21 protein-coding genes are annotated in these 20,677 nt (G+C 58.4%); 14 read left to right on the forward strand and 7 right to left on the reverse strand.

The features are described from left to right. The first annotated feature begins 98 nt into the window (after nt 1-98). From AC1ME2_RS12125 to AC1ME2_RS12140, 4 genes are all read left to right on the forward strand, one after another. Nucleotides 99-1,094 carry an ArsR/SmtB family transcription factor gene (locus AC1ME2_RS12125; protein ID WP_480441422.1) on the forward strand — a complete coding sequence of 332 codons (996 nt, stop codon included), beginning with the start codon at nt 99-101 and terminating at the stop codon, nt 1,092-1,094. A 19-nt stretch (nt 1,095-1,113) separates the two neighbouring features. After that, nucleotides 1,114-2,304: a methionine adenosyltransferase gene (gene metK / locus AC1ME2_RS12130; RefSeq protein ID WP_480441424.1), complete on the forward strand. Its 1,191-nt coding sequence runs from the start codon at nt 1,114-1,116 to the stop codon at nt 2,302-2,304. 178 nt (nt 2,305-2,482) lie between these two features. Then, nucleotides 2,483-4,165 (forward strand): NAD-dependent DNA ligase LigB, encoded by a 1,683-nt coding sequence (gene ligB / locus AC1ME2_RS12135; protein ID WP_480441425.1) that lies wholly within the window; start codon nt 2,483-2,485, stop codon nt 4,163-4,165. Between the two features lie 71 nt (nt 4,166-4,236). After that, on the forward strand, nt 4,237-4,650 hold the full coding sequence (locus AC1ME2_RS12140) for a DUF1090 domain-containing protein (protein WP_480441426.1): 414 nt from the start codon (nt 4,237-4,239) through the stop codon (nt 4,648-4,650). 408 nt (nt 4,651-5,058) lie between these two features. Here AC1ME2_RS12140 and AC1ME2_RS12145 read toward each other — a convergent pair whose 3' ends face one another. From AC1ME2_RS12145 to AC1ME2_RS12155, 3 genes are all read right to left on the reverse strand, one after another. Continuing rightward, nucleotides 5,059-5,508 (reverse strand): c-type cytochrome, encoded by a 450-nt coding sequence (locus AC1ME2_RS12145; protein WP_480441428.1) that lies wholly within the window; start codon nt 5,506-5,508, stop codon nt 5,059-5,061. Nucleotides 5,509-5,596: 88 nt separating this feature from the next. After that, the gene (locus AC1ME2_RS12150) at nt 5,597-5,983 is read right to left on the reverse strand and encodes an MAPEG family protein (RefSeq protein WP_480441430.1); all 387 of its coding nucleotides are present in this window, start codon (nt 5,981-5,983) and stop codon (nt 5,597-5,599) included. Between the two features lie 10 nt (nt 5,984-5,993). Then, nucleotides 5,994-6,833 (reverse strand): EamA family transporter, encoded by an 840-nt coding sequence (locus AC1ME2_RS12155; protein WP_480441432.1) that lies wholly within the window; start codon nt 6,831-6,833, stop codon nt 5,994-5,996. Nucleotides 6,834-7,077: 244 nt separating this feature from the next. Here AC1ME2_RS12155 and AC1ME2_RS12160 point away from each other — a divergent pair, with 244 nt between their 5' ends. The 10 genes from AC1ME2_RS12160 (at nt 7,078) to AC1ME2_RS12205 (ending at nt 17,308) form a co-directional block, all read left to right on the forward strand. After that, entirely contained in the window at nt 7,078-8,241 is a 1,164-nt protein-coding gene (locus AC1ME2_RS12160) for an MFS transporter (protein ID WP_480441433.1), read from the forward strand. A gap of 131 nt (nt 8,242-8,372) precedes the next feature. Further along, a complete protein-coding gene (locus tag AC1ME2_RS12165; protein WP_480441434.1) occupies nt 8,373-8,954 on the forward strand; it encodes an alpha/beta hydrolase in 582 nt (193 codons plus the stop codon). Nucleotides 8,955-9,083: 129 nt separating this feature from the next. Then, nucleotides 9,084-10,034: a sigma 54-interacting transcriptional regulator gene (locus AC1ME2_RS12170; RefSeq protein WP_480441436.1), complete on the forward strand. Its 951-nt coding sequence runs from the start codon at nt 9,084-9,086 to the stop codon at nt 10,032-10,034. Between the two features lie 208 nt (nt 10,035-10,242). After that, nucleotides 10,243-11,025 carry a MetQ/NlpA family ABC transporter substrate-binding protein gene (locus AC1ME2_RS12175; RefSeq protein WP_480441438.1) on the forward strand — a complete coding sequence of 261 codons (783 nt, stop codon included), beginning with the start codon at nt 10,243-10,245 and terminating at the stop codon, nt 11,023-11,025. 231 nt (nt 11,026-11,256) lie between these two features. After that, nucleotides 11,257-12,153: a TauD/TfdA dioxygenase family protein gene (locus AC1ME2_RS12180; protein ID WP_480441440.1), complete on the forward strand. Its 897-nt coding sequence runs from the start codon at nt 11,257-11,259 to the stop codon at nt 12,151-12,153. Nucleotides 12,154-12,169: 16 nt separating this feature from the next. After that, complete coding sequence (locus AC1ME2_RS12185) at nt 12,170-13,051, forward strand: ABC transporter ATP-binding protein (RefSeq protein ID WP_480441442.1); 882 nt, start codon at nt 12,170-12,172, stop codon at nt 13,049-13,051. A gap of 69 nt (nt 13,052-13,120) precedes the next feature. Continuing rightward, complete coding sequence (locus tag AC1ME2_RS12190) at nt 13,121-13,975, forward strand: ABC transporter permease (RefSeq protein ID WP_480441443.1); 855 nt, start codon at nt 13,121-13,123, stop codon at nt 13,973-13,975. A gap of 52 nt (nt 13,976-14,027) precedes the next feature. Continuing rightward, complete coding sequence (locus tag AC1ME2_RS12195; RefSeq protein WP_480441444.1) at nt 14,028-15,047, forward strand: ABC transporter substrate-binding protein; 1,020 nt, start codon at nt 14,028-14,030, stop codon at nt 15,045-15,047. 87 nt (nt 15,048-15,134) lie between these two features. Beyond that, nucleotides 15,135-16,163 (forward strand): RHS repeat-associated core domain-containing protein, encoded by a 1,029-nt coding sequence (locus AC1ME2_RS12200; RefSeq protein WP_480441445.1) that lies wholly within the window; start codon nt 15,135-15,137, stop codon nt 16,161-16,163. A 71-nt stretch (nt 16,164-16,234) separates the two neighbouring features. After that, nucleotides 16,235-17,308, forward strand: a complete 1,074-nt coding sequence (locus AC1ME2_RS12205; protein ID WP_480441447.1) for an RHS repeat-associated core domain-containing protein — start codon at nt 16,235-16,237, stop codon at nt 17,306-17,308. Nucleotides 17,309-17,437: 129 nt separating this feature from the next. On the opposite strand, the gene AC1ME2_RS12210 is transcribed toward AC1ME2_RS12205, so the two are convergent. The 4 genes from AC1ME2_RS12210 to AC1ME2_RS12225 all read right to left on the reverse strand — a co-directional run bounded on the left by AC1ME2_RS12210 (nt 17,438) and on the right by AC1ME2_RS12225 (nt 20,674). Then, nucleotides 17,438-18,064 (reverse strand): class I SAM-dependent methyltransferase, encoded by a 627-nt coding sequence (locus AC1ME2_RS12210; protein ID WP_480441449.1) that lies wholly within the window; start codon nt 18,062-18,064, stop codon nt 17,438-17,440. Nucleotides 18,065-18,127: 63 nt separating this feature from the next. After that, a complete protein-coding gene (locus AC1ME2_RS12215) occupies nt 18,128-18,772 on the reverse strand; it encodes a methionine ABC transporter permease (protein WP_480441451.1) in 645 nt (214 codons plus the stop codon). Further along, nucleotides 18,762-19,883: a methionine ABC transporter ATP-binding protein gene (locus tag AC1ME2_RS12220; protein ID WP_480441453.1), complete on the reverse strand. Its 1,122-nt coding sequence runs from the start codon at nt 19,881-19,883 to the stop codon at nt 18,762-18,764. Before AC1ME2_RS12220 ends, AC1ME2_RS12215 begins: the two co-directional genes overlap by 11 nt. Nucleotides 19,884-19,885: 2 nt before the next feature. After that, nucleotides 19,886-20,674, reverse strand: a complete 789-nt coding sequence (locus tag AC1ME2_RS12225) for a MetQ/NlpA family ABC transporter substrate-binding protein (RefSeq protein ID WP_480441456.1) — start codon at nt 20,672-20,674, stop codon at nt 19,886-19,888. Nucleotides 20,675-20,677 lie beyond the last annotated feature (3 nt).

Raw genomic sequence — 20,677 nt, forward strand, 5'->3', positions numbered from 1 at the left:
ACCGAATGCGCCTGACGAGCGCCACCCATCGAGCAATATCAAAACTTTTTGATATTGCTCTTGCGAGACGATCGGGCGCTCTCTAGACTGCCAGCCCTATGAACCTTCGCATGCCTGCAATCCGCCATGATGACAGCGACGATCTGGCTGCCTTGTGCAAAGCCGGAGGCGATCCGCTGCGACTCAATGTGCTGCGCGCGCTGGCCAACGATTCGTTCGGGGTTTTGGAGCTGGCGCAGATTTTCGCTATAGGTCAATCCGGCATGAGCCACCATTTAAAGGTGCTGTCTCAGGCCGAGTTGGTCGCAACGCGCCGCGAAGGCAATGCGATTTTTTATCGCCGCGCCCTGCCCCACACGAAACAGCTGGGCGGCAGGCTGCACGCGGCGTTGCTCGATGAAGTGGATAACCTGAGGTTACCCGGCGATGTCCAGGCGCGTATTGGCCTGGTGCACCGGCAACGGGCGACGGCCAGTCAGGACTTCTTCGCGCGGGTCGCGGAAAAATTTCGCGCTCAGCAGGACTTGATCGCAGGTCTGGCGCAGTATCGAGAAAGCCTGCTGTCGCTTCTGGACAAACTGAGCTTTGGCAGCGACGCCACTGCGGTGGAAGTCGGCCCGGGCGATGGTGGTTTTCTACCGGAACTGGCACGGCGTTTTCGCCACGTCACCGCGCTGGACAACAGCCCGGCGATGCTGGAACTGGCCCGCCAGGTCTGCGAGCGCGAAGCGCTGGGCAATGTCGAGCTGCAACTGGCCGACGCCTTGAGCGACGCCACTGTGCGCGCCGACTGCGTTGTATTGAATATGGTGCTTCACCATTTTGCTGCACCGGCCGAAGCACTTAAACAGCTGGCCCACCTGGTGCAACCAGGCGGTAGCCTGTTGGTGACAGAGTTGTGTAGCCACGACCAGAGTTGGGCCAAGGAGGCCTGCGGCGATCTCTGGTTGGGTTTTGAACAGGATGATCTGGCCCGTTGGGCCACTGCTGCGGGACTCGTTCCCGGGGAAAGCCTTTATGTAGGGCTACGTAATGGTTTCCAGATCCAGGTTCGCCACTTTCAGCGACCGGCTGGCAACACTCACCATCGGTAAATTCAGGAAACCCGTCGATATGAGCGAATACTCACTTTTCACCTCCGAATCCGTGTCCGAAGGGCATCCGGACAAAATCGCCGACCAGATTTCCGATGCGGTTCTGGACGCCATTATTGCCGAAGACAAGTTTGCCCGCGTCGCCTGCGAAACACTGGTCAAAACCGGCGTAGCGATCATCGCGGGTGAAGTGACCACGTCGGCCTGGGTCGACCTGGAAGACATCGTCCGTAACGTTATTCTCGACATCGGCTACAACAGCTCCGACGTCGGCTTTGACGGCGCGACGTGCGGCGTGATGAACATCATTGGCAAGCAGTCGGTGGACATCGCCCAAGGCGTTGACCGCAGCAAGCCTGAAGATCAGGGCGCTGGCGATCAGGGCCTAATGTTCGGCTACGCCAGCAACGAAACCGACGTGTTGATGCCTGCACCGATCACCTTCTCCCACGCGCTGGTCAAGCGTCAGGCCGAAGCCCGTAAATCCGGCCTGTTGCCGTGGTTGCGTCCGGATGCCAAATCCCAGGTCACTTGCCGCTATGAAAACGGCAAGGTCGTGGGTATCGACGCGATCGTGCTGTCCACCCAGCACAACCCGGAAGTGTCCTACAAAGACCTGCGCGAAGGCGTGATGGAGCTGATCGTCAAACACGTACTGCCAGCCGAGCTGCTGCACAAAGACACTCAGTTCCACATCAACCCTACCGGCAACTTCATTATCGGTGGCCCCGTGGGCGACTGCGGCCTGACCGGTCGCAAGATCATCGTCGACACCTACGGCGGCATGGCCCGTCATGGCGGTGGCGCGTTCTCCGGCAAGGATCCATCGAAGGTTGACCGTTCCGCAGCGTACGCCGGTCGTTACGTGGCGAAAAACATCGTTGCCGCAGGCTTGGCTGAGCGTTGCGAGATCCAGGTGTCCTACGCCATCGGCGTTGCACAACCTACCTCGATTTCGTTGAACACGTTCGGCACCGGCAAGCTGCCAGACTCGAAAATCATCGCCCTGGTGCGTGAGCTTTTCGACCTGCGCCCTTACGCAATCACCACCATGCTCGACCTGCTGCACCCGATGTACCAGGCCACTGCTGCCTACGGCCACTTCGGTCGCACGCCAGTAGAAATGACCGTTGGCGATGACACCTTCACCGCCTTCACCTGGGAACGCACCGACCGCGCCGACGCCCTGCGCGCTGCTGCCGGTTTGTAATAGCGTCAGTTTTCAGGCTAGAAACAGCCCCCATCGACTTCGGTCGGCGGGGGCTTTTTTATGTCTGCTGGAAATCTCTCCGCCATCACGGGTACTGCAAAGTCCTGTAACCAGTCAATGCTCTTCCACCCAACGCAGCAGCTAGCCTCAAGGCATCCCTCCAAGCAAGGATGCTTCGATGCTGCCCTTTTTGCGTGTATTGACCAGCGCTGTTTTCGCCCTCGCCTCGTTAACCGTCAACGCCGATACCTGCCCGGACTGGCCTCCCACCAAGGTCCGAACCGAAACAGTCGCCCTGCAACAGCAAATCACTCAGTGGGACGATAGCTATCACCGCTTGGGGATTTCCCAGGTCGCGGATGAGCTTTATGACCAGTCTCGCGCACGTTTAACGCTGTGGCGTGGTTGTGTTGCGCAGAAGACGCCTGAAGATAATCCGCTGAAAACAGCGGCCGGTCCGCTCGCGCATCCCATCCCCCATACAGGGCTGAACAAACTGCGCGACGAACGCGCCGTGCACGCCTGGCTCAAGGACCGCGAGGAGGTGTGGATTCAGCCCAAGGTCGACGGGGTCGCGGTCACGCTGGTGTATGAAAATGGCCAACTGCAGCAGGTCATCAGCCGTGGCGACGGGCTCAAGGGGCAGGATTGGACCCATAACGCGCTCCAGTTACCCGCCATCGCGCAGCAGTTGCCCTGGCCGGAAAGTTTGGTGCTGCAAGGTGAGTTGTACTGGCGGTTGCAAGATCACGTGCAAGCCACTGCCGGCAGCCTGAGCGCTCGCAGCAAGGTCGCCGGGCTGCTCGCGCGCAAGGCAATCAGCGCAGACGAAGCCGCAAACGTAGGCCTGTTCGTCTGGGACTGGCCCAATGGACCGGAACACCTGAGCGAACGCCTCGCCGGGTTGAGCGCCATGGGGTTTACCGACAGCGCGCTGTATAGCAAACCTCTGCACAGCTTCGCTCAAGCACAAAAATGGCGCGAGTACTGGTACCGCAACGCCCTGCCCTTCGCCACCGATGGCGTGGTCATGCGCCAGAGCCAGCGTCCTTCTGCACAGCGCTGGCAAGCCAAGGCGCCTTATTGGATTGCCGCCTGGAAATACCCCTATGCCCAAGTGGTTGCTCAGGTGCGCAAAGTCAATTTCAATATCGGGCGTAGCGGTCGAATCACACCGGTACTGGACCTCGACCCGGTGCGTCTGGATGATCGGCACGTCAAACGCGTCAGCGTCGGCTCCTTGCCACGCTGGCGACAGTTGGACATTCGCCCCGGCGACCACATTGCAGTCAGCCTCGCAGGACTGACCATCCCGCGCCTGGACAGTGTGGTGTCACGCAACGTTGAACGGGCTGAGCTCAACGTGCCACTGGCGAGCGACTACCACCCCCTCAGTTGCTGGCAACGGAGCCCTGGATGCGAAAGCCAGTTTCAGGCGCGACTGGTCTGGCTCAGTGGCAAGCAAGGGTTGGCGTTACCCGGCGTGGGCCCCGGCACGTGGGATAAATTGCTCAGGGCCGAGCGTATTAACGGTCTGCTCGACTGGATGAACCTTGACGCAGCGCAACTTGCTAACATTCCCGGTCTTGCCGAGCGCAACAGCGCTAAACTGCTCAGCAGCTTTCAAAACGCCCGACAACAACCGTTTCATCGCTGGGTTAAAGCGCTCGGATTACCACCGACCGCGGAGGTCGACCTGGGTCACCAGTGGAGTGAACTGGCGACCAAAAGCGTCGAACAGTGGCGAAGTCAGCCGGGGATCGGTCCGGGAAGGGCCGTACAGCTCAATGCGTTTTTTCAAGATCCGCAGGTTCAGGCATTGAGTGAGCAATTGCGGATGCACGGGATAGAAGGGTTTTAGGTCAACGTTATTTTTCAGGGACAAGCGAGTCTTCGTTCGCTTATCGCGTCACTATTTTCAAAGGAGCCCCTATGAAGTGCTTGTCACCGCTGATCCTGTTCACGGCGTGCAGCCTGTTGGCCGCACCGCTGTTCGCCGCCGAAGAGGTCCCTCAATTGACAGGGTGTGCCGCCAAGCGTCAGGACATCAGCACCCAGATCGAACTCGCCAAGGCCAACGGTAACAGCGACCAGCAAGCCGGTCTGGAAAAAGCCTTGAGCGAAGTGACGGCCAACTGCACCGATGCCTCCTTGCTCAAACAACTCGAACAGAAAGTGCTGGATGGCAAGCACGACGTCAGCCGTCGCCAATCGGACCTGACCAAGGCGATGAGCAAAGGCGATCCGGACAAGGTCAACAAGCGCAAAGACAAACTCGCCCAGTCGCGCAAAGACCTGCAAGACGCGCAACTGGAATTGGAGAAGGTTGAGCCGAGCGATGATTGATAGGAGGCCTCGCCGCGTCTGCGACGCCGCGCTGTCGCGCAGCAAACTCGGTCCAGCTTCTGCCCGCAGGGCGTAGGAGCGACCGGGACGCGCAGTCTCGTAACTACGCGTCCCGCTGCGAAGGCCATGCGGCGCGGTGTGTCTGGTAGACCGTGTTGTAGCGTCTTCGCAGACAAGTCAGCTCCTACAGACTGTAGAAAACCCACCCTTATATTTCAATCAGTTACATCTAGCTTGATAAGAGATGTCGACCAACAAACTGGGTCTGTAGGAGTGAATTTATTCGCGAAGAGGCCAGCACATCCAACATCATGGGTGCCTGACCCAACGCATTCGCGAATGAATTCGCTCCCACTGAGGTCTTGATTTATCTTTGGTTTTTGAGTGAATAGCGCGTGCTGGGCTCAATCAATGATCGCGAAACGCTTTATGGCAAGCCTCGCACGCATCGTCGACTTTTTGCGCCGCCGGGTTGAGGGTGCTGGCCTTGAAGGGCTTGGCATTGGTGGCGAGAACCAGGCCCCCGGTTGCTGACTCAAGCGAGCGAGCCAGGTCCTGGAAATGTGCCTGCTGTTGCCAGACGTCATCCTTGGCGCTGCTATGGTCGGCTTCCTTGACCGCAGGGAAATGCTTCCATGGCTCATGAGCCAGGCTGTCGAGTTTGATCGCGCCGTCGGTAAAGCGCTGACCATCAAACGTCACGCGCCCACGCAGCATGCCACCCAGGTCTTCATTGATCTTGAGCATCTGTTTGAAAATCGCCTTGCGTTGACCCAACGGTGAATTCGGGTCGACGCCGCCGCAGGCGCTTAGAGTCAGGCAGGCCAACAATACAACGGAAAGTCTTTTCAAGGTCATGATGGCTACAGGCTGGGGAAAACGGCGGTCAGTATCCTCGGCTCATCGCAAAAGGCCAAGCGCACCGTTGCCGCAGTCAGTGCTGCATTCACGCCGAAACGATGAACAACGCCGCAATGATCCCCATGCCAATGGCCCAGGCCAGCGAGCGCAGAGCGGCCCAGTCCGCCAGATAACAAATGATGTACAACAGACGACTGGTAATGAACACCACAGCCAGCACGTCGATGGTGACCGCTTGGGCATTGCCCACGATATCGGCAATGATCACGGCTGCGGCAAATGCGGGCGTCACTTCAAAGCTGTTGAGTTGCGCCGAATGGGCGCGCTTGGCAACGCCTTCGAGGTTATCGAGAAAGGCGCGTGGGTCATGGTTCTCCCGCAGACCGAACTTGCCGCCGCTGAACTTGGCCACACCGGTACACAGGTAAGGCAGGAATATCGCGATCAATACGCACCAGAAAGCAGGAGTCATAAGCAGATCCTTATAGTTTCAGCTTCATCAGAAACATCCCGAGCAACACTAGCCCACACACTAAGAGCCTGGGCCGACCGAAAGGTTCTTTCAGATAGCGCATGCCGAACAGCACCACCAACACCACACTGATTTCACGCAAGGCCGCGGCCTCTGCCACCGACCCCAGTTGCATGGCCCATAGCACCAGAGCGTAGCTGAACAACACACACAGCCCGACGCTCAGCCCAAGCCGCCATTGTTCACGCCAAAACAAGGTAAATGCCTGACGCTTGTTGCACATCGCCAGCAACGGAAACGGCCAGGCACTGATCAACGTCAGCCATACCAGATAGTCCCATGGCTGCACGCCGAGCCTCAGTGCCTGGCCGTCGATCCACGTGTAGCAACCGATGCACAGGCCTATCAGCCCAACCACCGGCAGCATCGACCAGGGCAAACGCTCTCCACCACCGCCCTGCCACAGCAGGCAGGCCATGCCACACGGGATTAACAAAATGCCGAGGATTTGTTGCGCGCTCAATGACTCGCCGGCAAACATGAGCGTCAGCCCCAACACCACCACGGGTGAAAGCCCGCGCATCAACGGATAGACCAGGCCCAGATCGCCCACTCGGTACGCCCTGATCAGCAGGACACGATAGAGCAGTTCGAAAGCGGCCGAGGCCAGCATCCATGGCCAGACTTCAATGGGCAGCGGCGTCACGAAGCCAAACGCCAATACGGCGAAAACCAGCGCCACCCCATCCATGCTGGCGATGACCAACAGCCGTTCGCCACTGAATTTGATCAGGGTATTCCAGGTCGCATGCAAGAGGGCTGCAATCAACACCAAAGCCGTCGCCAGCACGGGGCACTTCCTTGCTCAAAAGGGTCGCTATCGGGAAGGTTACCGCTGGGGACAATTGATTCGCCATCTATCAGCAGCTGGATATACTGACACCGATTACGTCACACCCAGTTGCGCACCCTAACTATTCCAATAATTTTTGCTGCTACCGAACCCGGCCTTCACCGGATCGAGTTCTGTCGTTCGCCTGCGCATGCCTGATCGGGACGTCAAGACCCTATCCCTAAAGAAGGAGCCTCTACGCATGCCACTCGCCTTGCTTGCACTCGCCGTTGCCGCTTTCGGCATCGGCACCACCGAATTCGTGATCATGGGGTTACTGCCTGAGGTTGCCAATGATCTGAGCGTCAGCATTCCCCATGCAGGGTTACTGATCACCGGCTACGCGCTGGGCGTGGTGTTCGGTGCGCCGATCCTCGCCATTGCTACCGCGAACATGCCGCGAAAAGCCACGTTGCTGGGCATGACGCTGATGTTCATCCTCGGCAATATTCTCTGTGCACTGGCACCGACCTATGCCGCACTGATGGCCGCACGGGTGATTACCGCCCTGTGCCACGGTGCCTTCTTTGGTATCGGTTCGGTGGTTGCGGCAGGCCTGGTGGCGCCGAACAAACGCGCGCAGGCCATCGCGCTGATGTTTACCGGCCTGACCCTGGCGAATGTCTTGGGCGTGCCATTGGGCACGGCGCTCGGGCAATACGCGGGCTGGCGTTCGACCTTCTGGGCAGTGGCCGTGATTGGTGTGGTCGCGGTGATTGCACAAATGGTCTGGCTGCCCAAGGAAATCCCCATGGAAAAGAGCAATCTGGTCAGCGAATTCCGCGTACTGGGCAAACCCAATGTGTTGCTGGCACTGGCCATGAGCGTACTGGCGTCCACCAGCCTGTTCAGCGTGTTCACGTACATCGCGCCGATTCTGCGCGACGTCACCGGCGTCAGCCCACATGGCGTGACCATTATGTTGCTGTTGTTCGGCCTGGGCTTGACCGGCGGCAGCATGCTCGGAGGCCGACTGGCTGACAGTCGTCTGCTGCCCGCGCTGGTGGGTATGTCGATCGCCGTCGTACTGATCGTGGCGCTGTTTAGCCAGACCAGCCACTCAGTCATTCCCGCCGCTATTACCCTGCTGCTGTGGGGCGTGGTGGCGTTCGCGCTGTGCCCGATTCTGCAACTGCTGATCATCGACCAAGCCAGCGATGCGCCGAATTTGGGTTCAACCCTCAATCAAAGCGCCTTCAACCTCGGCAACGCGGCCGGTGCCTGGATCGGCGGCCTGGTGGTTGCCAGCGGCGCCGACCTCGCCGACCTGCCCTGGACCGGCGCTGCGGTCGGGGTTCTGACCGTGCTGACGGCGTTGTTCTATATCTATTTGCAACGGCGCCAGACCCAAACAGTCAACGCCTGAGCGATAGCTTGTACGCAGGCCGACCTTGTTATTCTTTTTAGAGCTTAATAAATAGCTTCTTATTCCTTAACGAATATATGCCGCGTCCTTATACTTTGCCCATGAACGCAAACAGGCAGGGGGCGCATCCCATGAGTAACGAGTCGATCCGCTATCTGATCGTGCCAGGCTGGCAAGGGTCGCCCGACGACCATTGGCAGTCGCATTGGCAGAACAGTTTGCCCAACAGCGCGCGCGTGGAGCAGGCCGACTGGCTTAAACCACGGCGCGAGGATTGGGTAGGTGAATTGCAGCGTTCGATTGCCGCTGACAGTACGCCGGTGATCCTGATCGCTCACAGCCTGGGGTGCATCACCGTTGCGCATTGGGCCGAACTTGCGCCGTTGCAGTCGCTGCGTCAGGTACGCGGTGCCTTGCTGGTGGCGCCGGCAGACGTTGAACGGCCGAACTGCTCGCCAGCGTTACGCAATTTCGCGCCGATTCCGGCGCACCTGCTGCCATTCCCGACCCAGGTGGTCAGTTCGGATAACGACGCAGCGGTCAGTACTCAGCGTGCGCTGGAACTGGCCCGTCACTGGGGCGCTGAAGCAGGCATTCTCAGTGGCGCGGGGCATATCAATGTGAAGTCTGGCCATCAGCGTTGGGAGCAGGGATTCGCCTATCTGTACCGTTTGCAAAACCGTATGGAACAACACGCTCGGCGTCGCGCTTAAATTCAATTGGCGCGGCAAGTGTCGCGCTTCACTCATCCATCGATCTCAATCATTTTTACGCCAGCCCCAGGGCCCTATTGTCTATTTTTAACGCATGAGTCGCCGCAAGGGCTCAGGCGGGAGTTTGCCATGAGCTTTCACGAAACCTTTGGTCTGCCGTTGTTGACCTTCCCCGATGCGGAAAAAAGCCCGCTGAGCATTCGCGCCAAGGCGCTGGTGTTCGTCGACCCACGCTCGCGTCAGTTGCGCGAAGCGCTCGAGCAACTGGCGCCGCGATCATTACCGGTGCTGATCCGTGGCGAGACCGGCAGCGGGAAGGAGTTGCTGGCCCGGCATATCCATCGTGCCAGCGACCGTGGCGGCTTATTCGTGTCAGTGAACTGCGGGGCGATCAGCCCGACGTACGCCGATGCCGAGTTGTTCGGTTATGCCGCTGGCGCCCACAACAGCTCCGCCAGCAGTCGTGCGGGATGGTTTGGCTCGGCCAACGGCGGCACCTTGTACCTGGATGAAATCGGCGATTTGCCATTGCCGATACAGGTCAAATTGTTAGCGGCACTGGAAACCCATGAAGTGACCCGCGTTGGCGCCCATCAACCCAGCCCGGTGGACGTGCGCCTAGTCGCCGCCACCAGCATCGATCTGGCACAGGCGGTGGCCGTCGGTAAATTTAACGAGCGGCTTTATCACTACCTCAGCGAAGGTCGACTGGACCTGCCCGCGTTACGCGAGCGAGTGGGTGACATCTTGTCATTGGCCGAGTATTTCATCGGCATCTACAGCCAGCGTTTGAGTTTGCCGGTGCCACTGATCAGTGAAGCCGCGCAACAGGTATTGGAGCGGCACAGTTGGCCGGGCAATACCCGCGAGCTAGAGAACGTTATCCACTTCGCGCTGTTGGTCAGCAGTGGTGATGAAATTCTCCCCGAGCATCTCAACCTGCCCGACAGCGTGAGCCCCCTGACGCAGATCGAGCAACAGGCGGAACAATTGCTCACTTCAGCACAACCCGGTCAGCTGTCTGAATTGCAACGATTGCTGGAGCGCCTGAGCCAACGTCTGTCGCAAACCCAGCGTTAGACGCCTGTGTCGCGTGCGGCTACTGGCGCTTAGCCGCACTCAGCACAAAAAAGCATAAGCAATCGCATAAAAAATATTGTCATGGAATAAGAAATGTCGGTAATGTCCGCTTCACGCCGCTGAATTCATAAGGTTTAACCAATGATCAGCGGCAACTCACTGATAAGCCGTCGTTTGTGACGATCGCGATTTTCGCTAAGGACACCGCATGAAAAAGACGTTGTTGTTGACCGCCCTCGCCGCTGCACTTTCGGTTGGCTTGGCCCATGCCGGTGAAAAACTGGTCGTCGGCGCTACACCTGTTCCACACGCCGAGATTCTTGAGCTGATCAAGCCTGAGTTGGCTAAAGAAGGCGTGGACCTGGAAATCAAAGTCTTCAACGACTACGTGCAGCCGAACCTGCAGGTTTTCCAGAAGAAGCTCGATGCCAACTACTTCCAGACCAAGCCGTACCTGGAAGGCTTCAACAAAGGCAAGAATGCTAATCTGGTCACCGTCGTTGGCGTTCACGTCGAACCGTTCGGCGGCTACTCGTCCAAATACAAATCCCTGGCTGACCTGCCAGACGGCGCGACCGTTGCCATTCCAAACGAAGGCAGCAACGCCGGCCGTGCACTGCTGCTGTTGCAAAAAGCCGGTCTGATCACCCTGAACAACCCGACTGACGCACTGGCAACGCCTAAAGACATCAAGACCAACCCCAAGAACCTGAAGTTCAAGGAGCTGGAGTCGGCCATGTTGGCGCGCGCTTACAACCAGGTTGATCTGGACATGATCAACACCAACTACGCGTTGGAAGCCAAGCTCAATCCGAAGAAGGACGCACTGATTCTCGAAGGCGCTGATTCGCCTTATGTGAACTTCCTGGTGGCGCGTCCAGACAACGCCCACAGCGACGCGATCCAGAAACTGGCCAAGGCGCTGACCAGCCCTGAAGTCAAAGCGTTCATTGCCAAGAAGTACGACGGCGCGGTGCTGCCGGCGTTCTGATCTGAATTCAAGCGTTAACGTTTTTTTACGCCGGCGGCTTTCATTTGCGTCGGCGTTTTTGCATCTGCAGGGTTTTCGTCTGCAGGGGTATCAAACGCCAAGGCCTGACGGCCATCCTGGCCGCTAGCGTAATCAGCACTATCTATATTCTTTAACGATATTTAAATTAAGTTTCTTATACCTATAAAGTCATGGCTCTTATTTCCCAGCACACCTGGAGTCGGAGTTCTCATGCCAGCAGTCTCCCAAACGTCCTCATTCGCTCACATCGCCGATCAACTCTTCGATATACGGCCTTTGCCCGGAAACGTGGGCGTGGAGATCGTAGGGCTGGATTTATCCCGGCCACTCAATGACACGGACTTCGCTCGCGTTCATCAGGCACATCTGGACTACCACGTTGTCGTGTTCCGCGATCAGCACATCACCCCGCAACAGCAGATTGATTTCAGTCGGCGTTTCGGCGTCCTGCAAATCCATGTGCTCAAGCAGTTCCTGCTAAAAAATCACCCGGAAATTCTTATCGTTTCGAACATCGTCGAGGACGGTCAGCCGATTGGCCTGGGCGATGCCGGCAAGTATTGGCACTCGGACCTGTCCTACAAGGAACTGCCGAGCCTCGGTTCGATGCTGCACGCCCAGGAGCTGCCTGACGAAGGCGGTGACACGTTGTTCGCCAATCTGCACCTTGCCTGGGACACCTTGCCGCAAGCATTGCGCGATGCGGTCGAAGGCCGCTCGGCGGTGCATTCCTACACCTCGCGCTACAGCGAAGGCAAAAACGCCGTCAACTGGCGCCCGGCGCTGACGTCCGAGCAGCTTGCACAAGTGGCCGAAGTGACTCACCCGATTGTGCGCACCCATCCAGAAACCGGGCGCAAGGCGTTGTTCGTCAGCGAAGGATTTACCACACGCATCGTCGGCCTGCCGGAAGACGAAAGTCGCCGGTTGCTGGATGAGCTCTACGCCCACAGCGTGCGTCCAGAGCATGTCTATCGTCACCAATGGCAGCCCCATGATCTGGTGTTCTGGGACAACCGCTCGCTGATCCATTTGGCTGCAGGTTGCCCCACTGAACTGCGCCGCAAGTTATTCCGCACCACCATTCAAGGTGATGCGCCGCTCTGATCGAGGTAGCTGTTTCATGAATGCTCTTTTGCAGGGCCACACGGCCAGCGATAGCTCAATCGCGCAACAGGTCAATCAGCTGACCGCTGAGCCCTTGTTGCAAGTCCAGGGTGTGAGCCTGGAATACCGCACCCCCGAGCGGGTGGTGCGGGCGACCCATCAAGTGAGTTTTGAAATCGACCCGGCGGATCGTTTCGTGTTGCTCGGCCCCTCGGGCTGCGGCAAATCCACCTTGCTCAAGGCGGTGGCTGGCTTCATTCAGCCCAGCGAAGGGCAGATCCGTCTGGCGGGCGTGCAGATCAAAGAGCCCGGCCCGGACCGGATCGTGGTGTTCCAGGAGTTCGACCAACTGCCGCCGTGGAAAACCGTGATCCAGAACGTGATTTTCCCGCTGGTGGCTTCCCGCACCCTCAAGCGTCGCGAGGCCGAAGAGCGGGCGCGTTATTACCTGGACAAAGTCGGCCTGAGTGCCTTTGCCGATGCGTACCCGCACACCTTGTCTGGTGGGATGAAAGCGCGGGTGGCGATTGCTCGCGCCTTGGCCATGCAGCCAAAAATCCTATTGATGGACGAACCCTTCGCCGCCCTCGATGCGCTGACCCGACGCAAGATGCAGGAAGAGCTCCTGGAGCTGTGGGACGAGGTGCGCTTCACCCTGTTGTTTGTCACCCACTCCATCGAAGAAGCGCTGGTGGTCGGTAATCGGATTTTGCTGTTGTCGCCCCACCCGGGCCGGGTACGCGCTGAAATCAATAGCCATCAGTACGACCTGAAAAGTCTCGGCGGTGTGGGTTTTCAGAACACCGCGCAACGCATTCATCGCCTGCTGTTCGATGAGGCTGGGACCGAGCCGGTGGACCGCAAACTGGCCTTCCAGGATGTGCGTATCGCGTACTGAAACGCCGAACCCCTTCGGCAGCTCCTACACATGATCGCCACAGGGCACTGAACCCAAGAGAATTCGAGCATGAGTATCCGACAGGAATATGAGGTCACGCTGGCGCCTTTCACACAGGCAGCTCTGGTACGTGATATCCCGCTGGCGCAACGCGTCTGGCAACTGAGCTGGGTGCGCAAAAGCGTGATCATGATCGCCCTGGCGGTGATCTGGGAACTGGCTGCGCGAGTGCAAAATAATGACCTGCTGCTGCCGAGCTTTTTGCAGACCGCCGCCGCTTTCTACGACGGCATCATCACCGGTGAACTGCTGAGCAAGGTGTGGATTTCCCTGACCGTGTTGATCAAGGGCTACCTGATCGGCATCGTCCTTGCGTTCGGCTTGACGACGCTGGCGGTGTCGACGCAATTGGGCCGCGACCTGCTCAGCACGCTGACCGCAATGCTCAACCCGCTGCCTGCGATTGCCTTGCTGCCGTTGTCGCTGCTGTGGTTCGGCCTGGGTGAGAAGAGCCTGATTTTCGTGCTGGTGCACTCAGTGCTGTGGGCGTTGGCGCTGAATACGTACGCGGGTTTTCTCGGTGTCTCGGAAACCCAGCGCATGGCTGGGCGCAATTACGGTCTCAAGGGCCTGCGCTTCGTCTGGTTCATTCTGATCCCCGCCGCGCTGCCGTCGATTCTGGCCGGGCTGAAAATTGGCTGGGCCTTCGCCTGGCGCACGTTGATCGCGGCAGAGCTGGTGTTTGGCGCCTCGTCGGGTAAAGGCGGCTTGGGCTGGTACATCTTTCAGAACCGCAACGAGCTGTACACCGACAAAGTATTCGCCGGGTTGGCAGCGGTGATTTTGATCGGCTTGCTGGTGGAAAACCTGCTGTTCAACAACATCGAACGCCTGACCGTAAAGCGCTGGGGCATGCAGCGCTGAGGCTGACACGTGTCGCCCTTTTCATCACGTCCCTCTTCATTGTGAGCATTTCATGACCCCTTCTTTCAAACGTCCGGCGCTGACAACGCTCGCTGCAGCGTTCGGCTTACTCGGTGCGTTGCTGAGCAGCGGCGCGCAAGCAGAAGGCAGCATCAGCATCGCCCAACAATTCGGTATTGGTTACCTGATTCTCGATGTGGTGCGCGATCAGCAGTTGATCGAGAAACACGGCAAACAGCAGGGCCTGGACATCAAGGTCGACTGGAACAGCATCTCGGGGTCTACGGCCATGAACGAAGCATTGCTGGCCGGCGCGCTGGACGTGGTATCGGCCGGGGTTCCTCCGATGTTGACCCTCTGGGACCGCACCAAGGGCAAACAGAACGTCAAGGCCATCGCTTCGCTGGGCTCGATGCCTAACTACCTGCTCAGCAACAATCCGAACGTGAAGTCGTTGAAAGACTTCACTGACAAGGATCGCATTGCGGTGCCCGCCGCAGGTGTCGGCTTCCAGTCGCGCACGTTGCAGATCGAGACCGCCAAAGTGTTTGGCGATGCTGATTTCAAACGCTTCGATACCATTTCCGTCAGCTTGCCGCACCCGGAAGCCACCTCGGCGTTGATCGCCGGTGGATCGGAGATCAATTCGCACTTCTCCAGCCCGCCGTTCCAGTATCAGGAGCTGGAAAACCCGAACGTCCACAAGGTGCTCAGCTCCTATGACGTGCTCGGCGGCCAGGCCACGTTCAACGTGCTCTACACCACCGAAAAATTCCACGACGAAAACCCCAAGACCTACAAGGCTTTCTATGACGCATTGGCTGAAGCCGAGCAAATCATCAAGGCCGACAAGCCCGCCGCTGCCCAAACTTACATCCGCCTAGAACAATCGAAACTGCCCCTGGCCTTCGTCGAAAAAATCGTCGAAGCCCCGGAAATCGAATTCACCATCACCCCTCAGCGCACCTTTATCTATGCCAGCAAATTGCAGGAACTGGGCGTGCTGAAAAACAAAGCTGACAGCTGGAAAGACTTCTTCTTCGAAGAGGCACAGGGCGCATCGGGGAGCTGAAAAACCTAGCAGTTCTGCTAGCTAGACAGCTTATCAAGGGCCGGGCACGCTAATGCCATGTTTCTCCGGTGGCGAAAGCAGATTGTCATGGCCGACCCGATCGAACACTGTCGCTATCACTACGATCCGCTGGATCGCCTGGCGGCTCGTGCGCCATTGGCGCAGGCAATCGCGCAGCGTTTTTATAAGGGCGCTCAACAGGTCACCGAGATTCAGGGCGCCGAGCAGCACACGCTTCTGCACGCTGGCGGCCACGGGTTGGCGCAGATAAACCAGGCGGGGGATCGGGTCAGCAGCGTATTGACGGCCACTGATCAGCAGAGCTCTGTGCTGAACACGGTGACAACAGAACAACACCTGGGCATGGTCTATACCCCTTACGGCCATCGCGACGTTGTCGACGCAGTGCCAGGCCTGCCCGGCTTCAACGGCGAACAACCCGATCCCATGACGGGGCACTATTTGCTGGGCAATGGCTATCGCGCCTACAACCCGGTGCTGATGCGTTTCAATAGCCCGGACAGTTTGAGTCCGTTTGGAGAAGGTGGATTGAATCCTTATGCTTACTGCATTGGAGATCCGATCAATAACCGCGATCCGACCGGGCATAAGGCCGACAGGAACCAAATCCTGGGGTTTGTCTGGCTTGGTCTGGGATTCGCGGGGGCAGCGCTCGGTCTTTATTCGGCGGTGCCCGCCATGAAAGCAGTCACGAAAACACTAAAAAGCGGGGCTGCCATCCCTACTGCGCCGATGCTGACCGCTGTGGGGGCGACGGCACAGGTGGTGGCCAGCACTGCGTTTACGACGCGCCAGATTATTGCTGCGGTGAACCCTGACTCTCCTGCGCTGGAGCCGCTCATGTGGGTCGCGGTAGCTGCAGGCATTCCGTCCTTGGGATTGCGTACTTCAGCGCAGGTGGTCACCAAAGTAGCGCAAAGGGCAGCAGCAGCGCAGGCCAGGATCGCGACAAGGAAGGTAATGGACGAAAGTGCACGGCGGGCATTTGAACGGATGTCGAACATGGCCCAAGGGCTGGTGAAATCTAGAAGCTCTGCTGGCGATGCCGCAGGACACGCCCACAACATCAGAGGAATCGAGATATCCCGACTTTAAGGCTTTCCCCTCATGCCTGCTAAGCGGTTCAGGCTAACACGATAGTTCTTCAACGATAGGTGAGTGCAGTCATGGCAGATCAAGTTTTGCTGTGTCGTTACCAATACGACCCGTTGGATCGCCTTGCGGCTCGCACGCCTTTGGCGCAAGCGCTTTCCCGACAGTTCTATAACGGCACCCAACTGGCTGCGGAAGTTCAAGGCGATGAGCAGCGCAGATTCCTGCAGGCGGGCGATCAGTTGCTGGCGCAAAAAAAGCAGACAAAGGCCGTGGTCAGCAACGCGTTAATCGCCACGGATCAGCAGAATACCGTGTTGCACGCGATCTCTCCGGAGCAACACCACCCAATCGTTTATTCCCCTTACGGCCACCGTAAACTATTCAATGCGCTGTCCGGCTTGCTCGGTTTCAACGGTAAACAACCCGATCCGGTGACCGGGCATTATCTGCTGGGCAACGGCTATCGGGCGTATAACCCGGTGCTGATGCGCTTCAACAGCCCGGACAGTTTGAGTCCGTTCGGCAAGGGCGGCCTGAATCCGTATGCCTACTGTGCGGGCGATCCGGTTAATCGGAGTGATCCGAATGGGCATATTTTTAGAACCATACAGGTTCTCAAAACCAGGCCAAGAATGCGCCCTTCGGTGGCCAGCAGAGGAGCGCGTATACCCGTAAATCGCCAGCTTTCAATACCAGAGGTAACGTTACGTCCCGCCCAACTTTCCGATACCGAGGCCCTCGTGAGTGTGGGCAGGCAAAGGGCTGACAATATGGACTTAGGAGGCCTTGGGAATCTTAATAAGTTTGCAGGAACACCTCATGTTCTCGATCGTATTGTGTCCAATTTACCCAGTGATGATCTCATTAGGTTTTCACTGGTTTCCCGCTCCACAAAAAATCTTGTGGCTGCTAACTTCAAACCCTTAGTTGTCACTGAAACGTTCGACGAGTTATCCAGCGCCACGATTTATAAATTACGCGCCATTGCAGTTGGAGAGGCGCCCGGGTATTCATCCTTTCAGGTGCTTGGGTACGAAAATTTAAAAGGTTTTGCTTCCGCAAGACCACTCGAAGGAGATCCTAGCGGCGAGCATCAGAAGCTGATGGATTACATTGGCAAATTGATGACAAGGGCTCGTACTTAAGCCTGCACCCTGTGCTGCATCCGAGTCCCGCTAGTGTCTTGTGCCCTCGACATGAAACTCACGCGCGACAAAAACTCTGTGTGGGAGCGAATTTATTCGCGAAAGCGTCCACTCAAGCGCCGCAATACCTCATACCTTACGCCACACACTCGCCAACCAGGGCTGCTTCTCACGGGGTAGGCCCTCGGGGCGGTAGTAGTGTTCGAGTTCGGTGAAGCCTGCGTCAGTGAGCAACACGCGCCATGTTTCCAGGTCGTGATAAGCGCCATAGCGGCTGCCGTTCCAGCCTTCCTGGTTCTCGCCCCTTGGATTCGAGCTGAATAACACCCCGCCCGGTTTCAGCGTTGCGTGCAGTTCGCGCAAGACCCGTGGCAGTTCCTGGCGGGGGACGTGGAACAACACCGCATTGGCGAAGATGCCGTCGAAGCGCTCGGCCGGCAGGTCGAGTTCGAGAAAGTTCTGCTGCAAGACTTCGCAGCCGGTCTCGGCGCGGGCCATGTCGGCGAAACGCTCGGCGCCGTCCAGGCCCACTGCAACATGACCCATGGCGCTAAAGGTTTTCAGGTCGCGTCCCGGCCCGCAGCCGAAATCCAGAATCTGCCACGGTGCTGCACCTTCGATATGCCGCAGCAGCGCGGCAATGTTCTGGCTCACGTCGTGGTCACGGGTGCCTTCGCGGAAGTCGTCAGCCACTTCGTTGTAGTGGCCGACCGTGGTGGCGGTGATCTGAGCGAGGTCCTGCGGGTCGAGTTTCATTGCGGGTCTATTTGGCCGGGGGTAAGTGACGAATATACCCCCGCCCAGCCGTTGTTCAATCACTCAACGTTTGTTCAGCACCTGAGCCAGCCGGTCGCCGCCAAACTGAATCACTGCGACCAGCACCACTAACAACGCAATCACGGTGAGCATCACCTGGCTGTCGAAGCGCTGATAACCGTAGCGGTAGGCGATGTCGCCCAATCCACCTGCGCCGATGGCACCGGCCATGGCTGACGAGTTGATCATCGTCACCAGCGTGATGGTGAAGCCGCCGACGATGCCCGGCAGGGCTTCGGGCAGCAGCACATGCCAGATGATGTGCCACCGGCGACAGCCCATGGCTTGCGCGGCTTCGATCAGGCCTTGGTCGACCTCGCGCAGGCTGACTTCAGCGATGCGCGCAAAGAACGGCGTCGCCGCGATGGTCAGTGGCACCACGGCGGCCCAGACTCCGTAGGTGGTGCCGACGATCAGGCGGGTGAACGGAATCAGCGCGACCATCAGGATCAGGAACGGAATCGAGCGGAACAGATTGACGAAGCCGCCCAACACGCGATTCAGAGTGGGCGCTTCATAGATCCCGCCTTTGGCGCTGGTGACCAGAATCACCGCCAGCGGAATGCCCAGCAGCAAGGCAATTAATGACGAGACACCGACCATCAAAAACGTATCGATGACGCCTTGAAGCAGTCGATCAAACCACATAACCCAATACCTCCGCGCGTTGCGCCAGCCTGCGGGCGCGACTGAGTAATTCGTCCCGGTCGTGGGGCGAGTGGGCGACCGCGATCACCAGATGACCCTGTGCGCGGCCCTGGATGCGCTCAACCCCGCCCTGCAACAGGCTGACCCGCCCGCCGAGGGAGCTGAACAGCGCTGCCAGGTCCGGTTCTTCGCCGCTAACGCCAGTGAAATGCAGGTCCAGCACCACAGCAGCAGTCGGTTGTTGTGGCTGGGGCGTCAAGCGCGCTTGCACATCCTCGGGCAACCCGTGTTGCAGCGGCGCGAGCAAGGTTTTGCTGACCTCGTGCTGGGGGTTGCCGAACACTTGCCACACGGGACCTTGCTCGACGACTTGACCGTGTTCAAGCACCACCACCCGGTCGCAGATATCGCGGATGACGGCCATTTCATGGGTGATCAAAATGATGGTCAGGCCCAACCGTTTATTGATCTCACGCAGCAGACCGAGGATCGACTGCGTGGTCTCCGGGTCCAGCGCCGAGGTGGCCTCGTCGCACAGCAGAATCGCCGGATCATGGACCAGCGCGCGGGCAATCCCGACACGCTGTTTTTGTCCACCGGACAGTTGCGCCGGGTAAGCCTTGTGTTTGTCTTGCAAGCCAACCAGTTCCAGCAGTTCGGTGACTTTGCGCTGGCGCTGTTCACGTGGCACGCCAGCGACTTTGAGCGGTAGTTCGACGTTCTGCCACACGGTCTTGGCCGACATCAGGTTGAAGTGCTGAAAGATCATGCCGATGCGTCGCCGCAGCTGCACCAGATGGTCTTCGTCGAACTCGCTGATGTCCACCTGATCGATTAGCACACGGCCGCTGCTCGGGCGCTCCAGTCGGTTGATGGTACGAATCAGAGACGATTTTCCCGCGCCACTGCGGCCGATGATGCCGAACACTTCGCCGCGTTGAATCGCCAGATCGATGTTCTGCAGCGCATCCACCGGCCCGTGCTGGCTGTCGTAGGTTTTGCCCAGGTTGATGAAACGCACGTGGGCACGATTCAGCTCCGGGTGCAGCTCTGCTGCATGGGCCGTGCCCGGGGATTCAGGCGACCATTGGCGTTGGGCGGTTGCGCTCATATTCAATTTTCCCAACCGGCCTGATAAAGCTTGCCGTGGGCTTTATCCAGGGCGGCGCGCACCACAGGCGAGTGCTGGTAGATGCCGACGAATTTGGCCAAACGTGGGTCGTCTTTGTTCTCGGGCTTGATCACGAACTGGATCACGTATTCCTTATGATCCAGACCGTCGAACAGCAACGCAGAACCGGCATCGAAGGTTTTCGACAGGCGAATGTAGGCCGGGTAGCCCTGCACCAGATCGGCGTCATCGTAGGCGCGCACCAGTTGCACGGCCTCGACCTGAATCAGTTTTATTTTTTTCGGGTTGGCAATGATGTCTTCTTCGGTGGCCTTGTAGCCAACGCCAGGTTTGAGGGTGATCAGCCCGGCCTTGGCCAGCAGTTGCAGACCGCGTCCGCCGTTGATCGGGTCGTTGGCGATGGCCACGGTGGCGCCGGTAGGGAGTTCATCGAAGCTTTTGTACTTCTTCGAATACAGCCCGACGTTGTTGATGATCCCGGACGCGTAAGGCACCAGATGGAAGCCCGCTGCAGCGTTGGCGTTTTCCAGGAACGGAATGTGCTGGAAGTAATTCACGTCGATATCGCCAGCCGCGAGGCTGACGTTCGGGGCGATCCAGTCGCTGAATTCCACCAGCTCGACTTTCAGGCCTTGCTTGCCGGCTTCTTCGACCGCCGCTTCCAGCGGGATGGCAAAGGCTGCCGTGGTGCCGACTTTGAGTGGTTTGTCGGCAGCGTGGGCGTTGAGGGTGAGGAGCGCAAGGGCCAGGGTGATTATTGTTTTGGTCATGGG

The sequence above is a fragment of the Pseudomonas sp. ASL9 genome, from assembly GCF_056680335.1.

Coding starts and splice junctions, on each gene's coding strand:
- AC1ME2_RS12200 (WP_480441445.1), top strand. CDS start 15,135: ATGGCCGACCCGATCGAACACTGTCGCTATCACTACGATCCGCTGGAT.
- AC1ME2_RS12215 (WP_480441451.1), bottom strand. CDS start 18,772: ATGTGGTTTGATCGACTGCTTCAAGGCGTCATCGATACGTTTTTGATG.
- AC1ME2_RS12190 (WP_480441443.1), top strand. CDS start 13,121: ATGAGTATCCGACAGGAATATGAGGTCACGCTGGCGCCTTTCACACAG.
- AC1ME2_RS12205 (WP_480441447.1), top strand. CDS start 16,235: ATGGCAGATCAAGTTTTGCTGTGTCGTTACCAATACGACCCGTTGGAT.
- AC1ME2_RS12140 (WP_480441426.1), top strand. CDS start 4,237: ATGAAGTGCTTGTCACCGCTGATCCTGTTCACGGCGTGCAGCCTGTTG.
- AC1ME2_RS12160 (WP_480441433.1), top strand. CDS start 7,078: ATGCCACTCGCCTTGCTTGCACTCGCCGTTGCCGCTTTCGGCATCGGC.
- metK (WP_480441424.1), top strand. CDS start 1,114: ATGAGCGAATACTCACTTTTCACCTCCGAATCCGTGTCCGAAGGGCAT.
- AC1ME2_RS12145 (WP_480441428.1), bottom strand. CDS start 5,508: ATGACCTTGAAAAGACTTTCCGTTGTATTGTTGGCCTGCCTGACTCTA.
- AC1ME2_RS12125 (WP_480441422.1), top strand. CDS start 99: ATGAACCTTCGCATGCCTGCAATCCGCCATGATGACAGCGACGATCTG.
- AC1ME2_RS12165 (WP_480441434.1), top strand. CDS start 8,373: ATGAGTAACGAGTCGATCCGCTATCTGATCGTGCCAGGCTGGCAAGGG.
- AC1ME2_RS12195 (WP_480441444.1), top strand. CDS start 14,028: ATGACCCCTTCTTTCAAACGTCCGGCGCTGACAACGCTCGCTGCAGCG.
- AC1ME2_RS12180 (WP_480441440.1), top strand. CDS start 11,257: ATGCCAGCAGTCTCCCAAACGTCCTCATTCGCTCACATCGCCGATCAA.
- AC1ME2_RS12150 (WP_480441430.1), bottom strand. CDS start 5,983: ATGACTCCTGCTTTCTGGTGCGTATTGATCGCGATATTCCTGCCTTAC.
- AC1ME2_RS12175 (WP_480441438.1), top strand. CDS start 10,243: ATGAAAAAGACGTTGTTGTTGACCGCCCTCGCCGCTGCACTTTCGGTT.
- AC1ME2_RS12210 (WP_480441449.1), bottom strand. CDS start 18,064: ATGAAACTCGACCCGCAGGACCTCGCTCAGATCACCGCCACCACGGTC.
- AC1ME2_RS12220 (WP_480441453.1), bottom strand. CDS start 19,883: ATGAGCGCAACCGCCCAACGCCAATGGTCGCCTGAATCCCCGGGCACG.
- AC1ME2_RS12225 (WP_480441456.1), bottom strand. CDS start 20,674: ATGACCAAAACAATAATCACCCTGGCCCTTGCGCTCCTCACCCTCAAC.
- ligB (WP_480441425.1), top strand. CDS start 2,483: ATGCTGCCCTTTTTGCGTGTATTGACCAGCGCTGTTTTCGCCCTCGCC.
- AC1ME2_RS12185 (WP_480441442.1), top strand. CDS start 12,170: ATGAATGCTCTTTTGCAGGGCCACACGGCCAGCGATAGCTCAATCGCG.
- AC1ME2_RS12170 (WP_480441436.1), top strand. CDS start 9,084: ATGAGCTTTCACGAAACCTTTGGTCTGCCGTTGTTGACCTTCCCCGAT.